Origin of the sequence: Endozoicomonas sp. G2_2, from assembly GCF_017744135.1 — a bacterium.
Lineage (GTDB): Bacteria > Pseudomonadota > Gammaproteobacteria > Nevskiales > Salinisphaeraceae > Salinisphaera.
The window spans coordinates 47,645-64,173 of the sequence record NZ_JAGHQU010000005.1 but is presented as its reverse complement, the minus strand read 5'-3'; the positions used below and the strand labels follow the sequence as shown (position 1 = coordinate 64,173).

General features: G+C 65.0%; 16 protein-coding genes. 10 read left to right on the top strand and 6 right to left on the bottom strand.

Going from position 1 to position 16,529, the window contains the following annotated elements; translation table 11 throughout:
- Window positions 1-158: 158 nt before the first annotated feature.
- From J7355_RS07440 to J7355_RS07415, 6 genes are all read left to right on the top strand, one after another.
- Entirely contained in the window at window positions 159-785 is a 627-nt protein-coding gene (locus tag J7355_RS07440) for a methylthioribulose 1-phosphate dehydratase (RefSeq protein WP_209061328.1), read from the top strand.
- A complete protein-coding gene (gene mtnC, locus J7355_RS07435; RefSeq protein ID WP_247739850.1) occupies window positions 782-1,528 on the top strand; it encodes an acireductone synthase in 747 nt (248 codons plus the stop codon). Before J7355_RS07440 ends, mtnC begins: the two co-directional genes overlap by 4 nt.
- Before the next feature lie 42 nt (window positions 1,529-1,570).
- Window positions 1,571-2,134 (top strand): cupin, encoded by a 564-nt coding sequence (locus J7355_RS07430; protein ID WP_209061327.1) that lies wholly within the window; start codon window positions 1,571-1,573, stop codon window positions 2,132-2,134.
- Window positions 2,135-2,196: 62 nt separating this feature from the next.
- The gene (locus tag J7355_RS07425; RefSeq protein WP_209061325.1) at window positions 2,197-2,544 is read left to right on the top strand and encodes a MerR family transcriptional regulator; all 348 of its coding nucleotides are present in this window, start codon (window positions 2,197-2,199) and stop codon (window positions 2,542-2,544) included.
- A gap of 93 nt (window positions 2,545-2,637) precedes the next feature.
- Entirely contained in the window at window positions 2,638-3,036 is a 399-nt protein-coding gene (locus J7355_RS07420; protein ID WP_209061323.1) for a carboxymuconolactone decarboxylase family protein, read from the top strand.
- Window positions 3,033-3,422 carry a GFA family protein gene (locus J7355_RS07415; RefSeq protein ID WP_209061321.1) on the top strand — a complete coding sequence of 130 codons (390 nt, stop codon included), beginning with the start codon at window positions 3,033-3,035 and terminating at the stop codon, window positions 3,420-3,422. Before J7355_RS07420 ends, J7355_RS07415 begins: the two co-directional genes overlap by 4 nt.
- Window positions 3,423-3,438: 16 nt before the next feature.
- Here J7355_RS07415 and mtnA read toward each other — a convergent pair whose 3' ends face one another.
- Genes mtnA through J7355_RS07400 form a run of 3 tightly spaced genes read right to left on the bottom strand, consistent with a single transcriptional unit; the run spans window position 3,439 to window position 7,383 of the window.
- Window positions 3,439-4,482, bottom strand: coding sequence for an S-methyl-5-thioribose-1-phosphate isomerase (gene mtnA, locus J7355_RS07410; protein ID WP_209061319.1), 1,044 nt, complete (start codon window positions 4,480-4,482; stop codon window positions 3,439-3,441).
- A 27-nt stretch (window positions 4,483-4,509) separates the two neighbouring features.
- On the bottom strand, window positions 4,510-5,865 hold the full coding sequence (locus J7355_RS07405) for a phosphomannomutase (RefSeq protein ID WP_209061317.1): 1,356 nt from the start codon (window positions 5,863-5,865) through the stop codon (window positions 4,510-4,512).
- A 24-nt stretch (window positions 5,866-5,889) separates the two neighbouring features.
- On the bottom strand, window positions 5,890-7,383 hold the full coding sequence (locus tag J7355_RS07400) for a mannose-1-phosphate guanylyltransferase/mannose-6-phosphate isomerase (RefSeq protein WP_209061316.1): 1,494 nt from the start codon (window positions 7,381-7,383) through the stop codon (window positions 5,890-5,892).
- 228 nt (window positions 7,384-7,611) lie between these two features.
- Here J7355_RS07400 and J7355_RS07395 point away from each other — a divergent pair, with 228 nt between their 5' ends.
- Window positions 7,612-8,559 carry a tetratricopeptide repeat protein gene (locus tag J7355_RS07395; protein WP_209061315.1) on the top strand — a complete coding sequence of 316 codons (948 nt, stop codon included), beginning with the start codon at window positions 7,612-7,614 and terminating at the stop codon, window positions 8,557-8,559.
- Window positions 8,560-8,562: 3 nt separating this feature from the next.
- Window positions 8,563-9,780 carry a L,D-transpeptidase family protein gene (locus tag J7355_RS07390; protein ID WP_209061314.1) on the top strand — a complete coding sequence of 406 codons (1,218 nt, stop codon included), beginning with the start codon at window positions 8,563-8,565 and terminating at the stop codon, window positions 9,778-9,780.
- A 226-nt stretch (window positions 9,781-10,006) separates the two neighbouring features.
- Here J7355_RS07390 and J7355_RS07385 read toward each other — a convergent pair whose 3' ends face one another.
- Both J7355_RS07385 and J7355_RS07380 read right to left on the bottom strand, forming a co-directional pair.
- Window positions 10,007-10,654 carry a thiol:disulfide interchange protein DsbA/DsbL gene (locus J7355_RS07385; protein ID WP_209061313.1) on the bottom strand — a complete coding sequence of 216 codons (648 nt, stop codon included), beginning with the start codon at window positions 10,652-10,654 and terminating at the stop codon, window positions 10,007-10,009.
- A gap of 36 nt (window positions 10,655-10,690) precedes the next feature.
- Window positions 10,691-11,704, bottom strand: a complete 1,014-nt coding sequence (locus J7355_RS07380) for a c-type cytochrome (protein ID WP_209061312.1) — start codon at window positions 11,702-11,704, stop codon at window positions 10,691-10,693.
- Between the two features lie 208 nt (window positions 11,705-11,912).
- On the opposite strand from J7355_RS07380, the gene yihA reads away from it, so the two are divergent.
- Window positions 11,913-12,494: a ribosome biogenesis GTP-binding protein YihA/YsxC gene (gene yihA, locus J7355_RS07375; protein WP_247739848.1), complete on the top strand. Its 582-nt coding sequence runs from the start codon at window positions 11,913-11,915 to the stop codon at window positions 12,492-12,494.
- 55 nt (window positions 12,495-12,549) lie between these two features.
- Window positions 12,550-12,753 carry a hypothetical protein gene (locus tag J7355_RS07370; protein WP_209061311.1) on the top strand — a complete coding sequence of 68 codons (204 nt, stop codon included), beginning with the start codon at window positions 12,550-12,552 and terminating at the stop codon, window positions 12,751-12,753.
- Between the two features lie 990 nt (window positions 12,754-13,743).
- On the opposite strand, the gene polA is transcribed toward J7355_RS07370, so the two are convergent.
- Window positions 13,744-16,455 (bottom strand): DNA polymerase I, encoded by a 2,712-nt coding sequence (gene polA / locus J7355_RS07365; protein WP_209061310.1) that lies wholly within the window; start codon window positions 16,453-16,455, stop codon window positions 13,744-13,746.
- Between the last annotated feature and the right edge of the window lie 74 nt (window positions 16,456-16,529).

Sequence of the window (16,529 nt, the reverse complement as noted above, 5' to 3'; positions counted from 1 at the left end):
CTACAGGCCGCCAGCTCAAGACAGCGCGAACGACCGCTCACCTCAGCCTATCCACGCCGGAGCCGAACACCCTTCTATAAATCAAACGACCCAACATTGGCGCCCCCCCTCACCCCAGCGCTAGCATGCGCGCCTGACGTTGAATAAAGGCCAGCCGAATGACCCGCGATGCCGCAACGACCGCCGGCGCCGAAGCCCTCTGCGAAACCGTGCGCTGGTTCGCGCAACGCGGCTATTGCCCAGCTACCGGCGGCAACTTCTCGCTGCGTTTGAATGACGAACGCCTGCTGATCACCGCCTCCGGCGTCGACAAGACCGCCCTCACGGCAGCCGATCTGTTGCCGATGACCACCGCCGGCGAACTGTTGGCCGACGGCAAGCCCTCGGCCGAAACCGGCCTGCATCTCGCGCTATACCGGCGCGATGCGGCCATCGGCGCGGTGCTGCACGTGCATTCCGTGGCAAACACGCTGATGTCGCGCATCGGCCAGCCACAACAACTGCATTTCGAGGGCTACGAAATGCAGAAAGCAATCACCGGCAACGACAGCCACGAGGCACGCATTACCCTGCCCGTGCTCGACAACAGCCAGGACATGGACGAACTCGCCGACGCCCTGGCACAACGCTACGACGAGGCCGCGGCGGCGTACGGCTTTCTGGTGCGCGGCCACGGCATCTATGCCTGGGGCGCCGACCTGGCCAGCGCACGCCGGCATCTGGAAGGCTGGGAATTTCTGCTCGCCTGTGAAATGCAGCGCCGGCAACTGGAGAACGACCGATGAGCGACACCATGAGCGATTACGACCGGCTGCGCCTCGAGGAGCCCACACCGGACGTGCGCGCAATCATCACCGATATCGAAGGCACCACCTCGGATATCGCCTTCGTGCACGACGTGCTGTTCCCCTATGCCCGCGAATACCTGCCGGACTTCGTACGCGCCCGCGCCGACGACCCCGAAGTCGCTGCCCTGATCGAAGACGTTCGGGCCGAGGCCGACGCCTCGGACGCCGACCTAGACCGCGTGATCGGAATCCTGTCGCAATGGATGGACGAGGATCGCAAGTCCACGCCGCTCAAGGCCTTGCAGGGCATGGTCTGGCAGCAGGGCTATACCGACGGCGACTTCACCGGCCATGTCTACGAAGACGCTGTGGCCGCGCTACAGGGCTGGGCGGACGATCGCCGTGCGCTGTATGTCTATTCCTCGGGTTCAGTGGCCGCCCAGAAGCTGTTGTTCGCCTATAGCGATCACGGCGATCTCACCGATCTTTTCTCGGGCTATTTCGATACCCGCATCGGGCCCAAGAAGAAAAGCCGCAGCTACAAGGCGATCGCCGCCGAGCTGGGCGAGCCGCCGTCGTCGCTGCTGTTTCTGTCGGACGTCGGCGACGAGCTCGATGCCGCCGCCACAGCCGGCCTGCAGACGTGCTGGGTGGCACGTGATGAAGACACCCAGGAAAAGGCTAGAATGAACGAAACCCATCCGGTCGTGATGTCGTTCGCAGATATCGAACTGCTCTGATCGACCCTGGGCCGAATCTGGACCGACGCGCGGAGTGATGCGATGAGCCAACTGACCGTCTATAACGAAAACGATACCGACACGCCGATTCTCGATACCCGCGAGGCCGACGAGATCGCGCGCGAGCTGGATACCGTGGGCGTGCTCTTCGAGCGCTGGCCGGCCAGCCATCAGCTAGCCGCCGACGCCACGCCCGAACAGATCGGCGAGGCCTACGCGGACGATATCGAGCGCCTGCAGCAGCAGTTCGGCTACGCGACCTGGGACGTCATCGGCCTGCATCCCGAACACCCCCAGAAAGACGCCATGCGCGCCAAATTTCTGGACGAACATACCCACAGCGAGGACGAAGTCCGTTTCTTCGTCGACGGCGCCGGGCTGTTCACCCTGCATATCGGCGACCGTGTCTATGCCACGCTCTGTGAGGCCAACGACCTGATCAGCGTGCCGGCCGGCACCCGCCACTGGTTCGACATGGGCGACAAGCCGCATTTCAAGGTGATCCGCCTGTTCAACAACCAGGAAGGCTGGGTGGCGAACTTCACCGGTACCGATATCGCCCGTGATTTCCGGCCGTCCGGCGAGCAGATGCTCGGCCAAGGCTGAAACCGCCTCATCCGGGCGGGCATCATCGCAAACGCCCGCCCGGATGCGTGGACGCAGCGCACGTGAACATTCGGCAATTCGCCGAGCGCAGCGGCGTGTCGGCCGACACCCTGCGCTACTACGAAAAGATCGGCGTACTGCGCCGCATCGCGCGCAACCCCAGCGGCCATCGGCAGTTCGACCGCAGCGATCTCGACTGGATTGCCTTCGTGCTCCGGCTCAAGGCCACCGGCATGCCATTGGCCGATATCCGCCGCTATGCCGAATTGCGCAGCCAGGGCCCGGCCACCGAAGCCGAGCGCCAGGCGCTGCTCGAAGCGCACGCCCGCGATCTTGAAACGCGAATCGCGCGCGATCGCGGCCATTTGGCGGCAATCAACGACAAGATCGCGTTCTACCGACAGCATTGAGCGCCGCGACAGCGGCGCTTGACCTGGAGTTCACTCCAACTTGTAGCTTGATATCGAGCCTTTTCGATAGTCCGCTACCGGGAGTGACCGACCATGAACGACACACGCTACGAATCCGGCCTGGCAAAGCTTCGCGAAATCGACGGCGCCGCGGGCGAAGCCGTCATCGACAGCCTACAGGCCATCGCGCCGGATCTCGCCCGCTACACCATCGAATTTCCGTTCGGCGATATCTATCAGCGCCCGGGGCTGGATCTGAAAAGCCGCGAGCTCGCGACTGTCTCCGCGCTGACTGCCCTGGGCCACTGCGCGCCGCAGCTCGAGGTGCATATCCACGGCGCGCTCAATGTCGGCGTTACGCCCGAGCAGATCGTCGAGGTCATCATCCAGATGGCGGTCTATGCCGGCTTTCCGGCCGCGCTCAATGGCATGAGCGTCGCCAAGGGCGTGTTCGCCGAGCGCGGCCTGCTCGATGAGGGCACTACACCATGACGCGCTACGGCGGCGCCTGCCACGGCGCGGCCGTGCGCTTCGAGATCGTCGCCGAAATCGATCATGTGCGTAGCTGCGACTGTTCCATCTGTCGGCTACGCGGCGCGCTGAACTTCCGTGTGCCGCGCGAGAACCTGACCCTGCTCACCCGCTGGGAGAACCTGGTGCTTTATCAATGGGGATCGCACACGGCCCGGGATTATTTCTGTGCGACCTGCGGCATCTTGGCGTTTCGTCGGCCCAGCGACCCGACGCCCGCGGAACGCCGCAACGGCGTCGCACCCTTCGACGGCTGGGCGATTAATGTGCGCTGCCTGGCAGGCGTGGATATCGATGCCTTGCCGGTCGTGCGAATTCACGGCAGCCGGATTCGGCACGACAACTGAGCGGCTTCGCTGCGCCTCAGGCTGTCGCTGCAGCGCCCCGCAACGCACGGAACACGCCGTCGGCGACCGCGTCGCGATCGTAGACGCCGGTATCGAGCACCCAGTGATCGATGAGTGCAGCCGGCGTGACGTCGAAGGCCGGATTGGCCACGCGCGCGTTCGCCGGCGCCCAGCGCAGTTCGCCGGCCGCACCCGTCACGCCGCGGACCTCCGCCGCGTCGCGCTGTTCGATCGGGATCGCGTCGCCAGACTCGCAGGCCGGATCGACGGTCGTATGGGGCGCGACCACGGCAAAGGGAATGCCATGATGACGGGCGAGCACGGCGAGCCCGTAGGTGCCGATCTTGTTGGCAAAATCGCCGTTGGCCGCGATCCGGTCGGCGCCGACGACGACGCGATCGACCTGGCCGGCCGCCATGAAGCTGGCGGCCATACTGTCGGTGATCAGGCGATAATCGATACCCAGTTCGCCCAGCTCCCAGGCGGTCAGGCGTCCGCCCTGCAGCAGCGGCCGGGTCTCGTCGACCCAGACCGAAACCCCTTTGCCCTGCTCGTGTGCCCGACGGATTACGCCGAGCGCGGTACCGATGCCCGCCGTGGCCAGACCACCGGTGTTGCAGTGGGTCAGGATACGCTCGCCGCGCGCCACCAGCGCCGCGCCATGTTCGGCCATCGCATTGCACAACGCGCGATCGTCGTCGAACAGGCTTTGCGCGCTCGCCACCACCGCGGCGCGCCAGTCGTCGCTGTCCAGCGCGCTGCGCAGCGCATCCATCGCATGCATGAGGTTGACCGCCGTGGGCCGCGCGGCCCGCAGGCGCTCGATCGCATCCGCAATGGTGGCGCGCTCGTCGCCCTGCTCGACGCGCACGGCCACCAGTAGTGCGGCGGCGATGGCGATCATCGGCGCACCCCGCGTGCGCAGTGCGTGGATGGCCTCGATGAGCGTGTCGACGTCATCCACCGCAAACCAGTCCTGCACCTGCGGCAGGCGGGACTGATCCAGAAGCTGGAGCCGGCCCGACTGCAATCGCAACGCCAGGCATTCACGATCCTGCATGAATCCTCCGTAGACGCAGCGCCCGCGCTAGTGCCGCGACAGGCGCTCGAGCAGCTCGTCGGTCTTTGCGCGCATGAGGTCGATATCCCCGCGGGCCTCGACGTTCAGGCGCACGACCGGTTCGGTATTCGACTTGCGCAGATTGAAGCGCCAGGCGCCGAAATCCATCGACAGGCCGTCGACATGTTCGACCGCCTGCGCGCTGGCGCCGTAGTGCGACTCGAGATCGGCCAGCGCGGCGTCGGGATCGCCGATCTCGCGGTTGATCTCGCCCGAGGCGGGGAAAGCCGCGATGCGCTCTTCCACCAGCGTCGACAGTGGCTTGCCGGTCTCGCTGACCAGCTGCGCCAGCACCAGCCACGGCAGATGGCCGTTGTCGGCATAGGAGAAATCACGAAAATAGTGGTGCGCGCTCATCTCGCCGCCGTAGAGCGCGTCGGCGTCGCGCATGGCCTGCTTCATGAATGAGTGGCCGGACTTGGACTGAACCGGCCTGCCGCCGTTCTCCTCGACCTGGGCCAGGGTGTTCCAGGTCAGGCGCGGGTCGTGAACGATCGCTTCACCGGGGTTCATCTTGAGCAGCATCTCGGCGATCAGGCCGACCACGTAATAGCCCTCGATGAATTCACCACGCTCGTCGAAGAAGAAACAGCGGTCGAAGTCGCCATCCCAGGCGACGCCGAAATCCGCGCTGTGCTCGCGTACCGCGGCGGCGGTGGCTTCGCGGTTTTCCGGCAACAGCGGGTTGGGGATGCCGTTGGGCAGGTTGCCGTCCGGCTCGAAATGCACGCGCACGATCTCGAATGGCAGATGCGGCTCGAGCGCTTCGGCCACCAGCCCGGCGCAGCCGTTGCCCGGATTGGCCACGATCTTGAGCGGCTTGAGGTTCTCCGGCTTGATCTGATCGAGCAAAAAACGCACATAGTCGGCACGCTGATCCAGGGGCTTGCGCTCGCCGACACGCGTCGGCTCGGGGAAGTGGTTCTCGTAGGCCATCTTCTCGATGTCGAACAGACCGCTGTCGCTCGAGATCGGCTTGGCCTGCTCGCGCACGAACTTGAGGCCGTTGTAATCCTTCGGGTTATGGCTGGCGGTGACCATGATGCCGCCATCCGCGTTCTGCGAGAACGTGCCGTAGTACACCTCTTCCGTACCGCACAGGCCGATATCGAGCACGTCCGCGCCGCCGGCGGTGAGCCCGTCGATGAGCGCATCGGTGAGTTCCTCGCTCGACAGGCGCATGTCGCGGCCCACGACGACCGTTTCGGCCCCCAGTTCGGCAACGAAAGCGCGGCCGATGCGCCGGGCGAGATCGGCGTCGAGCTCGTCGGGCACCTTTGCACGCACGTCATAGGCCTTGAAGAACGAGTAGTACTCACCCATCGGGTCGCTCCTTGATTAGCGAATTCAGTCTGCTTTGCGGCCGGCCGCGTTCGCGTCCGGCGCGTTGTTCGACGTGGGGTCGACAGCAATTTCCGTGTCGGGTTCAGCGTCGCTGCGGCCATAGACGTCGTCGAAGCGCACAATGTCGTCCTCGCCGAGATAGCTGCCGGACTGCACCTCGATCAGGTCGAGGTCGACCTTGCCGGGGTTTTCCAGCCGATGCACCGCGCCCAGTGGGATGAAGGTGGACTGGTTCTCGGTGAGCAGGCTTTCGCGGCCGTCGCAGGTCACGCGCGCCGTACCGTGCACGACCACCCAGTGCTCGGCGCGGTGATGATGTTTCTGCAGCGATAACCGCCCGCCCGGCTTCACGCGGATGTGCTTGACCTGAAAACGTGCGCCCACGGCGATCTGCTCGTAGCTACCCCAGGGCCGATAGGCCTTGCGGTATTGCGTGGCCTCTTCGCGTCCCGCGTCGGCCAGCCGTGCCACCAGCGCGCGTATCTGCTGTTCGCTGCCGCGATCGGCCACCAGGACTGCATCGCCGGTCTCGACAATGATCGTGTCGCGCACCCCGAGCGCGGTGACCAGCCGCCCTTCGCTGTGCACGAGACAGTTGTGTGTGTTCTCGATCACCACATCGCCGTGCACGCTGTTGCCCTGCGCATCGGTCCCGTTGGCCTGCGCCACCGCCGACCAGCTGCCCAGGTCGGTCCAGCCCGCGTCGAGCTCGACCACCACCGCATGCTCGGCGTCCTCCATCACCGCGTAATCGATCGAATCCGCCGGGCTGGCGGCAAACGCCGCTGCGTCGAGGCGCAGGAAGTCGATATCGGTATGCGCCTGGGCATGCGCGCGCTGCGCGGCGGCGTGGATATCCGGCGCCTGCCTTGCCAGCGCGTCGAGATAGTCGCGCGCGCAGAACAGGAACATGCCGCTGTTCCAGTAGTAGTCGGGGTCCGCCACGTAGGCCGCGGCCCGATCCATGTCCGGCTTCTCCACGAAGGCGCGCACCGTGCGCACGCCGGTCGACAGGGTCTCGCCGGCGTGGATGTAACCATAGCCGGGTTCGGCCCGGCCGGGCACGACGCCGAAAAGAGTCAGCCGTCCGGATGCCGCATTCCGGCGCGCGGTCGCGACGGCCGCGGCAAAGGCCGCGTCATCGGCGATGGCGTGGTCGGTGGGTAATACCAGCAGCTCCGCGTCTTCGCCATGCGCGCCGAGCGCTTCGAACGCCGCGGCGGCGACTGCCGGCGCGGTGTTCCGGCGCGACGGCTCGATGAGCACCTTGCCGTCGACGCCCGATGCACGCAGCTGTTCGGCCATCACAAAGCGATGGTCGGCGTTGCCGATCAATAGCGCCGGACCGAGATCGTCCAGGCGGGCAAGCCGCGCCAGCGTCTTTTCGAGCAGACTCGCCTCGCCGGTCAGCGACAGAAACTGCTTGGGGCGGCTTTCGCGCGAAAGCGGCCACAGGCGCGTGCCGACGCCGCCGGCGAGCAGAACAGGTACCAGCATGTCCCTCTCCCATGGGCTGCGATTCGAGCCCCTGGTGCATGACCGTCGCAGCGCGAGCGCTGGACTCAAAGCGGGTTTTATAACAGACGATTGCCTTCGCGCGCGCGATCCACGAGACCGGCGTGCTTGTCTAGTATAATTTCCCAAGGCTACGGCCACGACCGGGGGAAGGCCTTGCTGCAGGCGGGCCGGTCTGGATACGTCCATGCGGAACAGGACAATGTACTCGTGACACGACGAATAGCGACGAAGCCGTTCGTGCCCCTCGTGGGTGCGCTGATCTTCGTGGCGTCGGTGGCCGCGGCCGTGACCCTCGACGATCTGCAAGACGATATCGATGCCGGCAAGTTCGACGCCGCCGCCCGCCAGTCGGCGAGCTATCTCGACGCGCATCCGGGCAATCGCGATGCCCGTTTTCTGCATGCGCGCGCACTCGCCGGCCAAGGCAACACCGACAAGGCCATCGCCGCCTACGAAGCATTGGCGGCAGATTTCCCGCTGCGCGTGGAACCCGCCAACAACCTGGCGGTGCTCTACGCCGGCCAGGGCGACTACGACAAGGCACGGACCTGGCTGGAAAAGGCGCTGGCGACGCAGCCCGCCTACGCGACCGCTCATCGCAATCTCGGCGACGTGTATACCGCGCTCGCCGAGCTCGCCTATCGCAAGGCGCTGGGCAGCGACGAAAGCGAAAAGCAGCTACCGCTGACCATGCTGGATCGTCTATATTACGCTCAGGAGTCGGTGGCGCCAGGGAACGCCCCGGCACCGGCGCCGGCAAAACGGCCGGCCACGCCGGACGCGGACAAGAACAACAAGATCAGCGACCAGGACAGCCGCAGCATCATCCAGACCATCAGAGCCTGGGCGCTGGCCTGGTCATCGCAGGATTTCGATGCGTACACGGATTTCTACGCCGACAAGTACGACCCGGGGGACGGCATGAGCCGCGCGCAGTGGCTGAGCCTACGCCGCGCCCGCCTCGGCACGCCGGAGGATATCCATATCCGTATCGAGGATCCCGCGATCACGCGGCTGGCCAACGGCACCGTGCGGGTGGATTTCACCCAGGAGTACGAATCGCCGCGCTATAGCGACCGCGTGGACAAGCATCTCATCCTCGAGCGCAAGGCCGAAGGCTGGCGCATCCTGCGCGAAACCAGCGGCGCGGACTGAGCCATGAAGCGCGCGATACCCCTTCTGCTGCTGCTTGCCGGGTGCGGTCTGTGGCCAGTGCTGGCGGCATCGGCCGGCACCGAGACAGCGGACAGCACCGTCAGCGAGCGCGTGCACTCGAACGCCGAATCGCAGCTGCTCGCGGTGCTGAACCTGGCCCAGCAGGGCGAATACGACACGGCCATCAACGATCTTTCCGACCTCATCGAAGCAAGGCCGAATTTCCGCCTGGCCCAGCTCGTCTACGGCGAACTCATGGTGGCCCGCTCGGGGCGCAGTATCGACCCCGCGATCAGCGAAAAAATGCGCGACCAGCGCGATGCGCTGCTCGACGAGGCCAAGACGCGATGGGCGCATCGCGTGTCGGCGGCCACCGACGGCAAGGTGCCCGACGTGATCCTGCAGATGGCGCCGGAATACGAACACGCCATCGTGGTCGATCTGTCGAACAACCGCCTGTATCTGTTCGCCAACGACCAGGGCGTGCCGCGGCTGATTTCCGATTTCTACACCACCATCGGCCGTGGCGGCGCGGGCAAACAGGTGGAGGGCGACATGCGCACGCCCATCGGCATCTACCACATCACCCGCTATATCAACGACAACGGCCTGCCGGAGCTTTACGGCGTCGGCGCCTTGCCCGTGAATTACCCGAACGCGCTGGACCGCGCGCGCGGACGCACCGGTTACGGCATCTGGCTGCACGGCGTGCCGCGCACCACCTACTCGCGCACACCGCGGGCCAGCGAAGGCTGCGTGGTCATCGCGAATGACGATTTCGAATCCATCCGCGACCACGTCGATGTGGGAACCACGCCGGTGATCATGACCACGGGGATCGACTGGGTGCCGGCAGCCGACGTCGAGGCCCAACGCACGGCGCTGCTCTCGGCAGTGGAGTCCTGGCGCCACAGCTGGCAGGCGATCGATACCAAGTCATACCTGACTTATTACGCCCCGGACTTCGTGAGCGACGACGGGCGCGACAAGGCGGCGTTCGCGACCTACAAGAAACAGATCAACGCGTCCAAGACCAATATCACCGTCGATCTGAGCGATATCAGCATCTTCCGCTATCCCGGCGAAGACCGGATGATGAAGGTGACGTTCAATCAGAACTACACCAGCAACAACTATCACGCGGAAGACCGCAAGACGCAGTACTGGCAGCAAAACGACGACGGCCAGTGGCAGATCGTTCTAGAGACGGAAAAGGACTAGGCGCACAGCCCGCGGCCTGATCGCGCAGCCGGCCCGGGCGGGGACAAGGCTCGGCGCCTGATTGCGGCGTATTCCGGACGGGCGGCGGTGGTCATCAACGCGATCAGTCGATCGCAGGCGCGCCCAGACTCCTTGCGCCATTCGCAAGCAGACACTTCATTTCGCTAGGACCAGAGCAGGCGGAACGACCGGCCGCGGTCGTGGCGAGTGCCACGGCGTGCGTTTCTCAGTCGCGGTTGGCGTTGCGCTGCTGCCGGATCAGGAAATCGACCACGTCGAACATCCGATCATTGCTGCCTGCGGTGCGGCCGCTGACATAGGCTTCGCCGGCCACGCCGAAGCTCGGCGTGGCCGTCACGCGATAACCGCGCATGATCTCGCCGGCCTGGCGAACCTTCGCGCTGACTTCGTCGCTCTCGAACGCGCTGACGAAACGCTCGCCGTCAACGCCCTGGTCTTCCATGAAGTCGCGCATCTCGGACTCGGACAGCAGCCGCCGGCCATCGTCGTGGATGGCGCTGAAGATTTGGCTGTGCACGGCTTCGAGCACGCCGAGCTTTTCGGCGGCGTAATAGAGGCGCGCGTAGCGTTGCCCGCCCGCGCCGAACAGTGCCGGCACACGCGAGAATTCCACGTCGTCGGGCAGCTCTTCACGCCACGCCTCGACATCCGGCTCGAGGTCGTCGCAATGCGGGCAGCTGTAAAGGAAGAACTCGACGACATGAATCTTGCCGTCGTCCGGCTGGGCCACGGGCTCCGCAGCTGCACGGTAATGCTCGCCGGCCACATAACGGGACACGAGCCCCTGCGCGCTTGCGACACCGAAAGCCGCCAGTAACAGGACGGCGACGGTGGCGATGCGGGATGCTTTCATGCTCTGCCTCTGGATTGCGGCGGGCACGGCCGACGGCTACTGCGCGTCGTCGGTTTCGGCGTCCGCGCTGTTCTCGGATTCGCTGTCGCTCGGCGACGCCGCGCTGTCGTCGCCGTTCTGCTCGCCATTACCAGCTGAATTGCTGGACGAGTCGTCGGACGCGGTGTCATCGACGCCGCCGGTCGCATCGGCCGCCGCGTCGGTCCCCGACGGCGCATCGCCGGCCGCGGTGCCGGTTTCTTCCTTCGCCGCCGCATCCGCTTCATCGGATTCCGCGTCGCTGGCCTTGGCTTCGGCAGGCGAGGTATCGCTGGCTTCGCTTTCCGCAGCATCGCCACTCGCGTTACCCGCGGCGGCACCGGCCGCGCCCGGCGCGCCGCCGGCGTTCTGCATCAGCGCGCCGTACGCCTTGCCCTTGCTATCGCCGGTCGACGGGCCCAGCCCGGCGACATAGGACGACAGCGCCTGAATATCGCTGTCGGAAAGATTCTCTGCCACACCGTTCATGATCGTGGCATTGCGATACCCGCTACGCTTGCCGTCGCGATACGCCTTGAGCTGCGCGGCGATATATTGCGGCGACTGACCCGACAGCCGGGGGAACTTGGCGGCCGCGTTGCCCAGCCCGCTGGGACCGTGACAACCGGAACAGGCCGGAATGTTGTTGTCGGGATCACCACCGTGATAGATCGCAGCCCCGGCGGGCGCCACCGCCACGTCCGCCGCGCCCGGACGGGTCTGCTGGTCGGCATAATAGGCCGCGAGGTTTTTCATGTCCTGATCGTTCAGGCCGGCCACCTGGCCCGCCATGACCGCGTTCTGGCGCTCGCCCGACTTGAACAGCTTGAGCTGCTCGTAGATGTACGGCGCGCCCTGGCCGGCCAGCTTGGGGAACTGGCCGGACTGCATGTTGCCCTGCGGACCGTGGCAGGCCGCGCACTGGGCGGACTTCGTCTTGCCTGCTTCGACATCCCCGTCAACCAGCGGCTCGGCGGCAACCGCCCCGGCACAGATCATAAGGCCGAACAACACAAAAAAGCGCTTGGTCATGTCGTAGTCGTCTCCGACGCAAAACGGCAGCACAATGGCGCTATCCGATGCCCTTACCGGATTCTGGCTGCCCACTGGAAATAGCCTTTATTGTATACCACCCGGTCCGCCGGCCACAGTCCGCCATGGCGGCGCCGATCACGCCCGCCAGACCCGCCAATTCCGGTCGTTGCCCATGACAGCCATTACGCCAGCCGATTTCAAAGCGATGCGATTCGTCTGCTCCGCACCCAATGCGCGTGCATTTCCGGCGCCCGATATCGCGGAGATCGCCTTTGCCGGGCGCTCGAACGCCGGCAAGTCGAGCGCCTTGAACGCCATCTGTGCGCGTACCGGCCTGGCCCGCACGAGCAAGACGCCGGGCCGCACCCAGGCCATCAATTTCTTCACCAGCGATTGCCTGCAGTTCGCGGATCTGCCCGGCTACGGCTTCGCCCGTGTGCCGCCGGCCGTAAAGGCTCAGTGGCAAACCCTGATCGAGGGCTATCTCAGCAACCGTGAAACCCTTGCCGGCGTGGTGCTGATCATGGACGCCCGCCGACCGCTGATGGCGTTCGATCGCCAGCTCATCGACTGGGGCACACAGGTCGGTCTGGCTTTTCATCTGGTGCTGACCAAGGCAGACAAGCTTTCACGCAACCAGCAGATCAAGGCGCTGCGCGCCGTGGAACGCGAAATGCCCGACGCGACCGCACAGCTGTTTTCCGCACTCAAGCGCCTGGGCGTGGACGAAGCGCGTGAAGCCATCGCGACGCTGGCCAACGAATTGCCGGCCGAACCTGGCTTGTAAATGAGAATCATTCTCATATATGCTCGAACTGCGATGTCTCAAGAGGGCCAACGACATGGGATACGACATTCGGGCATGGCTTGATCGCGAGGGCACCCCGCAGCTCGAGATCATCGATATCGACTCGGGCAGCGTGCGCGTTGCCTGGGACTGCCGGGGGGATCGTTCGCGGGCGATCAAGGATCTGTTCCACGAACTCATGCTCCTCAGTGTCCGGGACGACCTGACGCGTATGCAGGCGGCCTCAGCGCGACGCTGATCACACTCGTCGACGCCAAATGACCATTTGTCGGAAAACCGGCGTGTCGAATCGACGCGCCGGTTTTTCTATGGCATAAAGTATGCGCAACAAAGGTCTGATTGCTCAGGGATAAAAAAACCCCGACGGCAGGGGGAATACCGTCGGGGCGGGTGATCCGGCCTTGGGGGGAACCGGATCGGGTTACCGCTCAGGGAGAAAAGCGGGCAAGTATTGCGCTTGCATAAGGTCAGACCGGGCCTTCGAGAATTTGTTCCAGAAAATTCGAAAAAATTTTTCGAAGCCCGTTACGACCCTCGTAACCACCATAACGGCGCGCCATGCAAGGGGGCTTGTACGGCGCAACTGCCCCGCTCTCGCGATCGCCGGGCAAAAAGAAGCCCCGACAGCACGGGGGAAATGCGTGTCGGGGCAAGATTCCGGTTATTGGGGGGAACCGGATTCGGGTTACCGCTCAGGGAGAAAAGCGGGCAAGCCTGTTGCTTGCAAGGTTCAGACTGCGCGCCGCGCGGCGGAGTTCCTCGGGTTACGAAGTTTTTTCCCGGGGTCCCGAGAAATAGCGCTCGCACACGGGGCAAACCACCCGGTATCGAACCAGGCGCGACCAAGCCAGGCGCGCCACAAAAAGAAACCCCGACAGCGCGGGGGAACGCTGTCGGGGTAAGTCGTCCGGTTCTTGGGGGGAAACCGGATACTGGTTACCGCTCAGGGAGAAAAGCGGTCGAGCGTTGCACGACGCTCATGCTGGATGAGACCGGCACTCTACGATCGAGTTCCCACCCGTTCGAAAAATTTTCGAGCGTCCCGATTCGACCGCCCGATCGGCTATCCGCGTCGGATGGCATTGCTAGCGCAAGCGCGGCCGCCACAATCCGGCCAACGCGCTTTGAATCACGTGGCGGCCCCTGCGCAGCACCACTCGAATCCACACAGCGCGTTGCCCATACCAGGCGCGGCTGTGGCGTTGCCCCGGCCGTTTGGCCGGTGCGATCAGTGCGCCCGCTGCCAATTCTCGGCGATACCCGCTTCCGCGAGCAGCGGCACATCGAGCTTCGCCACCGCGCCCATGCGCTGGCTGATCGCGTCGCCCAGCCGCTGGGCCTCGGCTTCGGGTACTTCGAAGACCAGCTCGTCGTGCACCTGCATGATCATGCGCGCCGGCTCGCCGGTGTCCTGCAGCCAGGCGTGCACGTCGATCATCGCTTTCTTGATCAGATCCGCCGCAGTGCCCTGCAGCGGCGCGTTGATCGCCGCGCGCTCCGCGCCCTGGCGCCGTGCACCGTTACGCGCGTTGATCTCGGGCAGGTACAGGCGCCGGCCGTAGAGTGTTTCCACATAACCTTCGGCCTTGGCGAGCTTGCGGGTTTCGTCCATATAGCGGCGCACGCCGGCAAAGCGCTCGAAGAAGGTGTCGATATAACGCCCGGCGTCCTCACGTGAGATATCGAGCTGCTTGGCCAGCCCGAACGCCGACATGCCGTACATGAGGCCGAAGTTGATCGCCTTGGCGGCCCGGCGCTGATCGGCGTTGACGTCGTCGAGCGGTGTGTCGAAAACCTCGCTCGCGGTGGCCGCATGAATATCGCGCGCATCGTTGAATGCGCTGACGAGGCCGGGGTCACCGGACAGATGCGCCATGATCCGCAGTTCGATCTGCGAGTAGTCGACCGCCAGAATCTGGTGGCCTTCCGGCGCAATGAACGCCTCGCGGATTCGCCGGCCAGACTCGGTACGGATGGGAATGTTCTGCAGGTTGGGGTCGGACGACGACAGCCGTCCGGTGGCCGCCACGGCCTGGTGGTAGGAGGTGTGAATACGCCCGGTCTGCGGATTGATCTGGGTCGGCAGCTTCTCGGCATAGGTCGAGCGCAGCTTCGACAGCTCGCGCCAGGACACGATCATCGCCGGCAGTTCGTGCTTGTCGGCCAGCTCGCGCAGCACATCCTCCGCGGTGGACGGCGCGCCCTTGGGCGTCTTGCGGATCACCGGCAGTTCGAGCCGATCGAACAGGATCTCCTTGAGCTGTGCCGGCGAGCCGAGATTGAACTCACCGCCGGCCGCGTCGAACGCCGCGGTCTGGATTTCGGCCATGCGTTCGGCCATTTCCTGGCTGACGCGGCCCAGCAGATCGCGATCGACGAGCACGCCGTTGGCTTCGACATGGGCCAGCACCGGCATGAGCGGCATCTCGATCTCTTCGTAGAGTGCTTTCAACCGCGGGCTGTCGGCCAGTTCGCCATACAGGCGATGATGCAGCTGCAGGGTGATATCGGCATCTTCCGCCGCATAGGGCGTGGCTTCTTCCAGCGACACCTGATTGAAGGTGATCTGCTTGGCGCCCTTGCCGGCGACTTCCTCGAACTTGGTCGTGCCGCGTTCGAGATACTTCTGCGCCAGCGAGTCCATGTCGTGGCGGGTGGCCGTGCTGTTGAGCACGTAGGATTCGAGCATCGTGTCGTGATCGGCGCCGGCGATATTAATGCCGTGGCGCTTCAGTACATTGATGTCGTATTTGATGTGCTGACCGAGCTTGGCGATATCGGGATTCTCGAGCACGCCGCGCACGCGTTCGATGACGGTCTTCATCGGCAGCTGCTCGGGCGCGCCCATGTAATCGTGGGCCACCGGCACATACCAGGCCTCGCCCGGCTCGACCGCGAACGACAGGCCGACGAGATTGGACTGCATCGCCGACAGCGCATCGGTTTCGGTATCCACGCAGATCAGGTCCGCGGCTTCGAGCTTCGCCATCATCGCTTCCAGCGCGTCCGCATCGAGCACGCACTGGTAATGCGTTTCGGCCGGTGCCGTGGGCGCGGCCGGCGCCGACGACTGCGCCGCGGGGGTGTCCAGATCCTCGAGGAACTTGTGGAACTCGTAGGCGCGATACAGCGCGGCCAGGGTTTCGACGTCCGCGTCGCGGCGCGTGAGCTCGGCGTCGGCGCCGTCGAGGTCCAGGTCGACGCGGATCGTGGCCAGGTCCTTGTACAGCGGCAGATCCTCGAGCGCCGCGCGCAGATTGTCGGCCACCTTGCCGCCGATCTCGTCGGCGTGCTCGATCACACCCGCGAGCGAGCCGTACTGGTCCAGCCATTTGGCGGCCGTCTTGGGGCCGACTTTCGACACCCCGGGAATGTTGTCCGACGTATCGCCCACCAGCGCGAGGTAGTCGGTGATCAATTCCGGACCCACGCCGAACTTGTCATGCACACGGGCGACGTCGGTGCGCTTGTCCTGCATGGTGTCGAGCAGGTGCACACGGTCGTTGACCAGCTGCGCCATGTCCTTGTCGCCGGTCACGATCAGCACCTCGCCGGTCTCGCGGGCGGCGAGCGTGCCGATCACGTCGTCGGCCTCCACACCCGGCACCTGCAGCAGCGGCAGGCCCAGCGCGACAATCACGTCACGAATGCCTTCGAACTGGGCCGACAGCTCCTCGGGCACCGGCGGGCGGTTGGCCTTGTAGTCGGCGAACAGCTCGTTGCGAAAGGTGCCGCCTCTCGGGTCGAAGACCACGACGATGCGGTCGGCCTCGTATTCGCGCAGGAACTTGCGCAGCATATTGGTCATGCCGTAGATCGCGCCCGTGGGCTCGCCGGCCGCGTTCGTGAGCGGCGGCAGCACGTGGTAGGCGCGGTACAGCCACGACGAGCCGTCGATGAGAATCAGCGGGCCGCGGGGCGTGTTGGAATCTTTCGACATGGCAAAAACGCGCTGGCGGTCGCCGGCCATGCCGACGACGAAAAAATGGCTGAGCACAGCTTAACGCGCACACT

Bases quoted from the DNA above. Each gene is read 5' to 3' on its own strand.
- mtnC (WP_247739850.1), top strand. From the start codon at position 782: ATGAGCGACACCATGAGCGATTACGACCGGCTGCGCCTCGAGGAGCCC.
- J7355_RS07415 (WP_209061321.1), top strand. From the start codon at position 3,033: ATGACGCGCTACGGCGGCGCCTGCCACGGCGCGGCCGTGCGCTTCGAG.
- J7355_RS07385 (WP_209061313.1), bottom strand. From the start codon at position 10,654: ATGAAAGCATCCCGCATCGCCACCGTCGCCGTCCTGTTACTGGCGGCT.
- J7355_RS07390 (WP_209061314.1), top strand. From the start codon at position 8,563: ATGAAGCGCGCGATACCCCTTCTGCTGCTGCTTGCCGGGTGCGGTCTG.
- J7355_RS07420 (WP_209061323.1), top strand. From the start codon at position 2,638: ATGAACGACACACGCTACGAATCCGGCCTGGCAAAGCTTCGCGAAATC.
- polA (WP_209061310.1), bottom strand. From the start codon at position 16,455: ATGTCGAAAGATTCCAACACGCCCCGCGGCCCGCTGATTCTCATCGAC.
- J7355_RS07400 (WP_209061316.1), bottom strand. From the start codon at position 7,383: ATGCTGGTACCTGTTCTGCTCGCCGGCGGCGTCGGCACGCGCCTGTGG.
- J7355_RS07440 (WP_209061328.1), top strand. From the start codon at position 159: ATGACCCGCGATGCCGCAACGACCGCCGGCGCCGAAGCCCTCTGCGAA.
- J7355_RS07380 (WP_209061312.1), bottom strand. From the start codon at position 11,704: ATGACCAAGCGCTTTTTTGTGTTGTTCGGCCTTATGATCTGTGCCGGG.
- J7355_RS07430 (WP_209061327.1), top strand. From the start codon at position 1,571: ATGAGCCAACTGACCGTCTATAACGAAAACGATACCGACACGCCGATT.
- yihA (WP_247739848.1), top strand. From the start codon at position 11,913: ATGCGATTCGTCTGCTCCGCACCCAATGCGCGTGCATTTCCGGCGCCC.
- J7355_RS07405 (WP_209061317.1), bottom strand. From the start codon at position 5,865: ATGGGTGAGTACTACTCGTTCTTCAAGGCCTATGACGTGCGTGCAAAG.
- mtnA (WP_209061319.1), bottom strand. From the start codon at position 4,482: ATGCAGGATCGTGAATGCCTGGCGTTGCGATTGCAGTCGGGCCGGCTC.
- J7355_RS07370 (WP_209061311.1), top strand. From the start codon at position 12,550: ATGGGATACGACATTCGGGCATGGCTTGATCGCGAGGGCACCCCGCAG.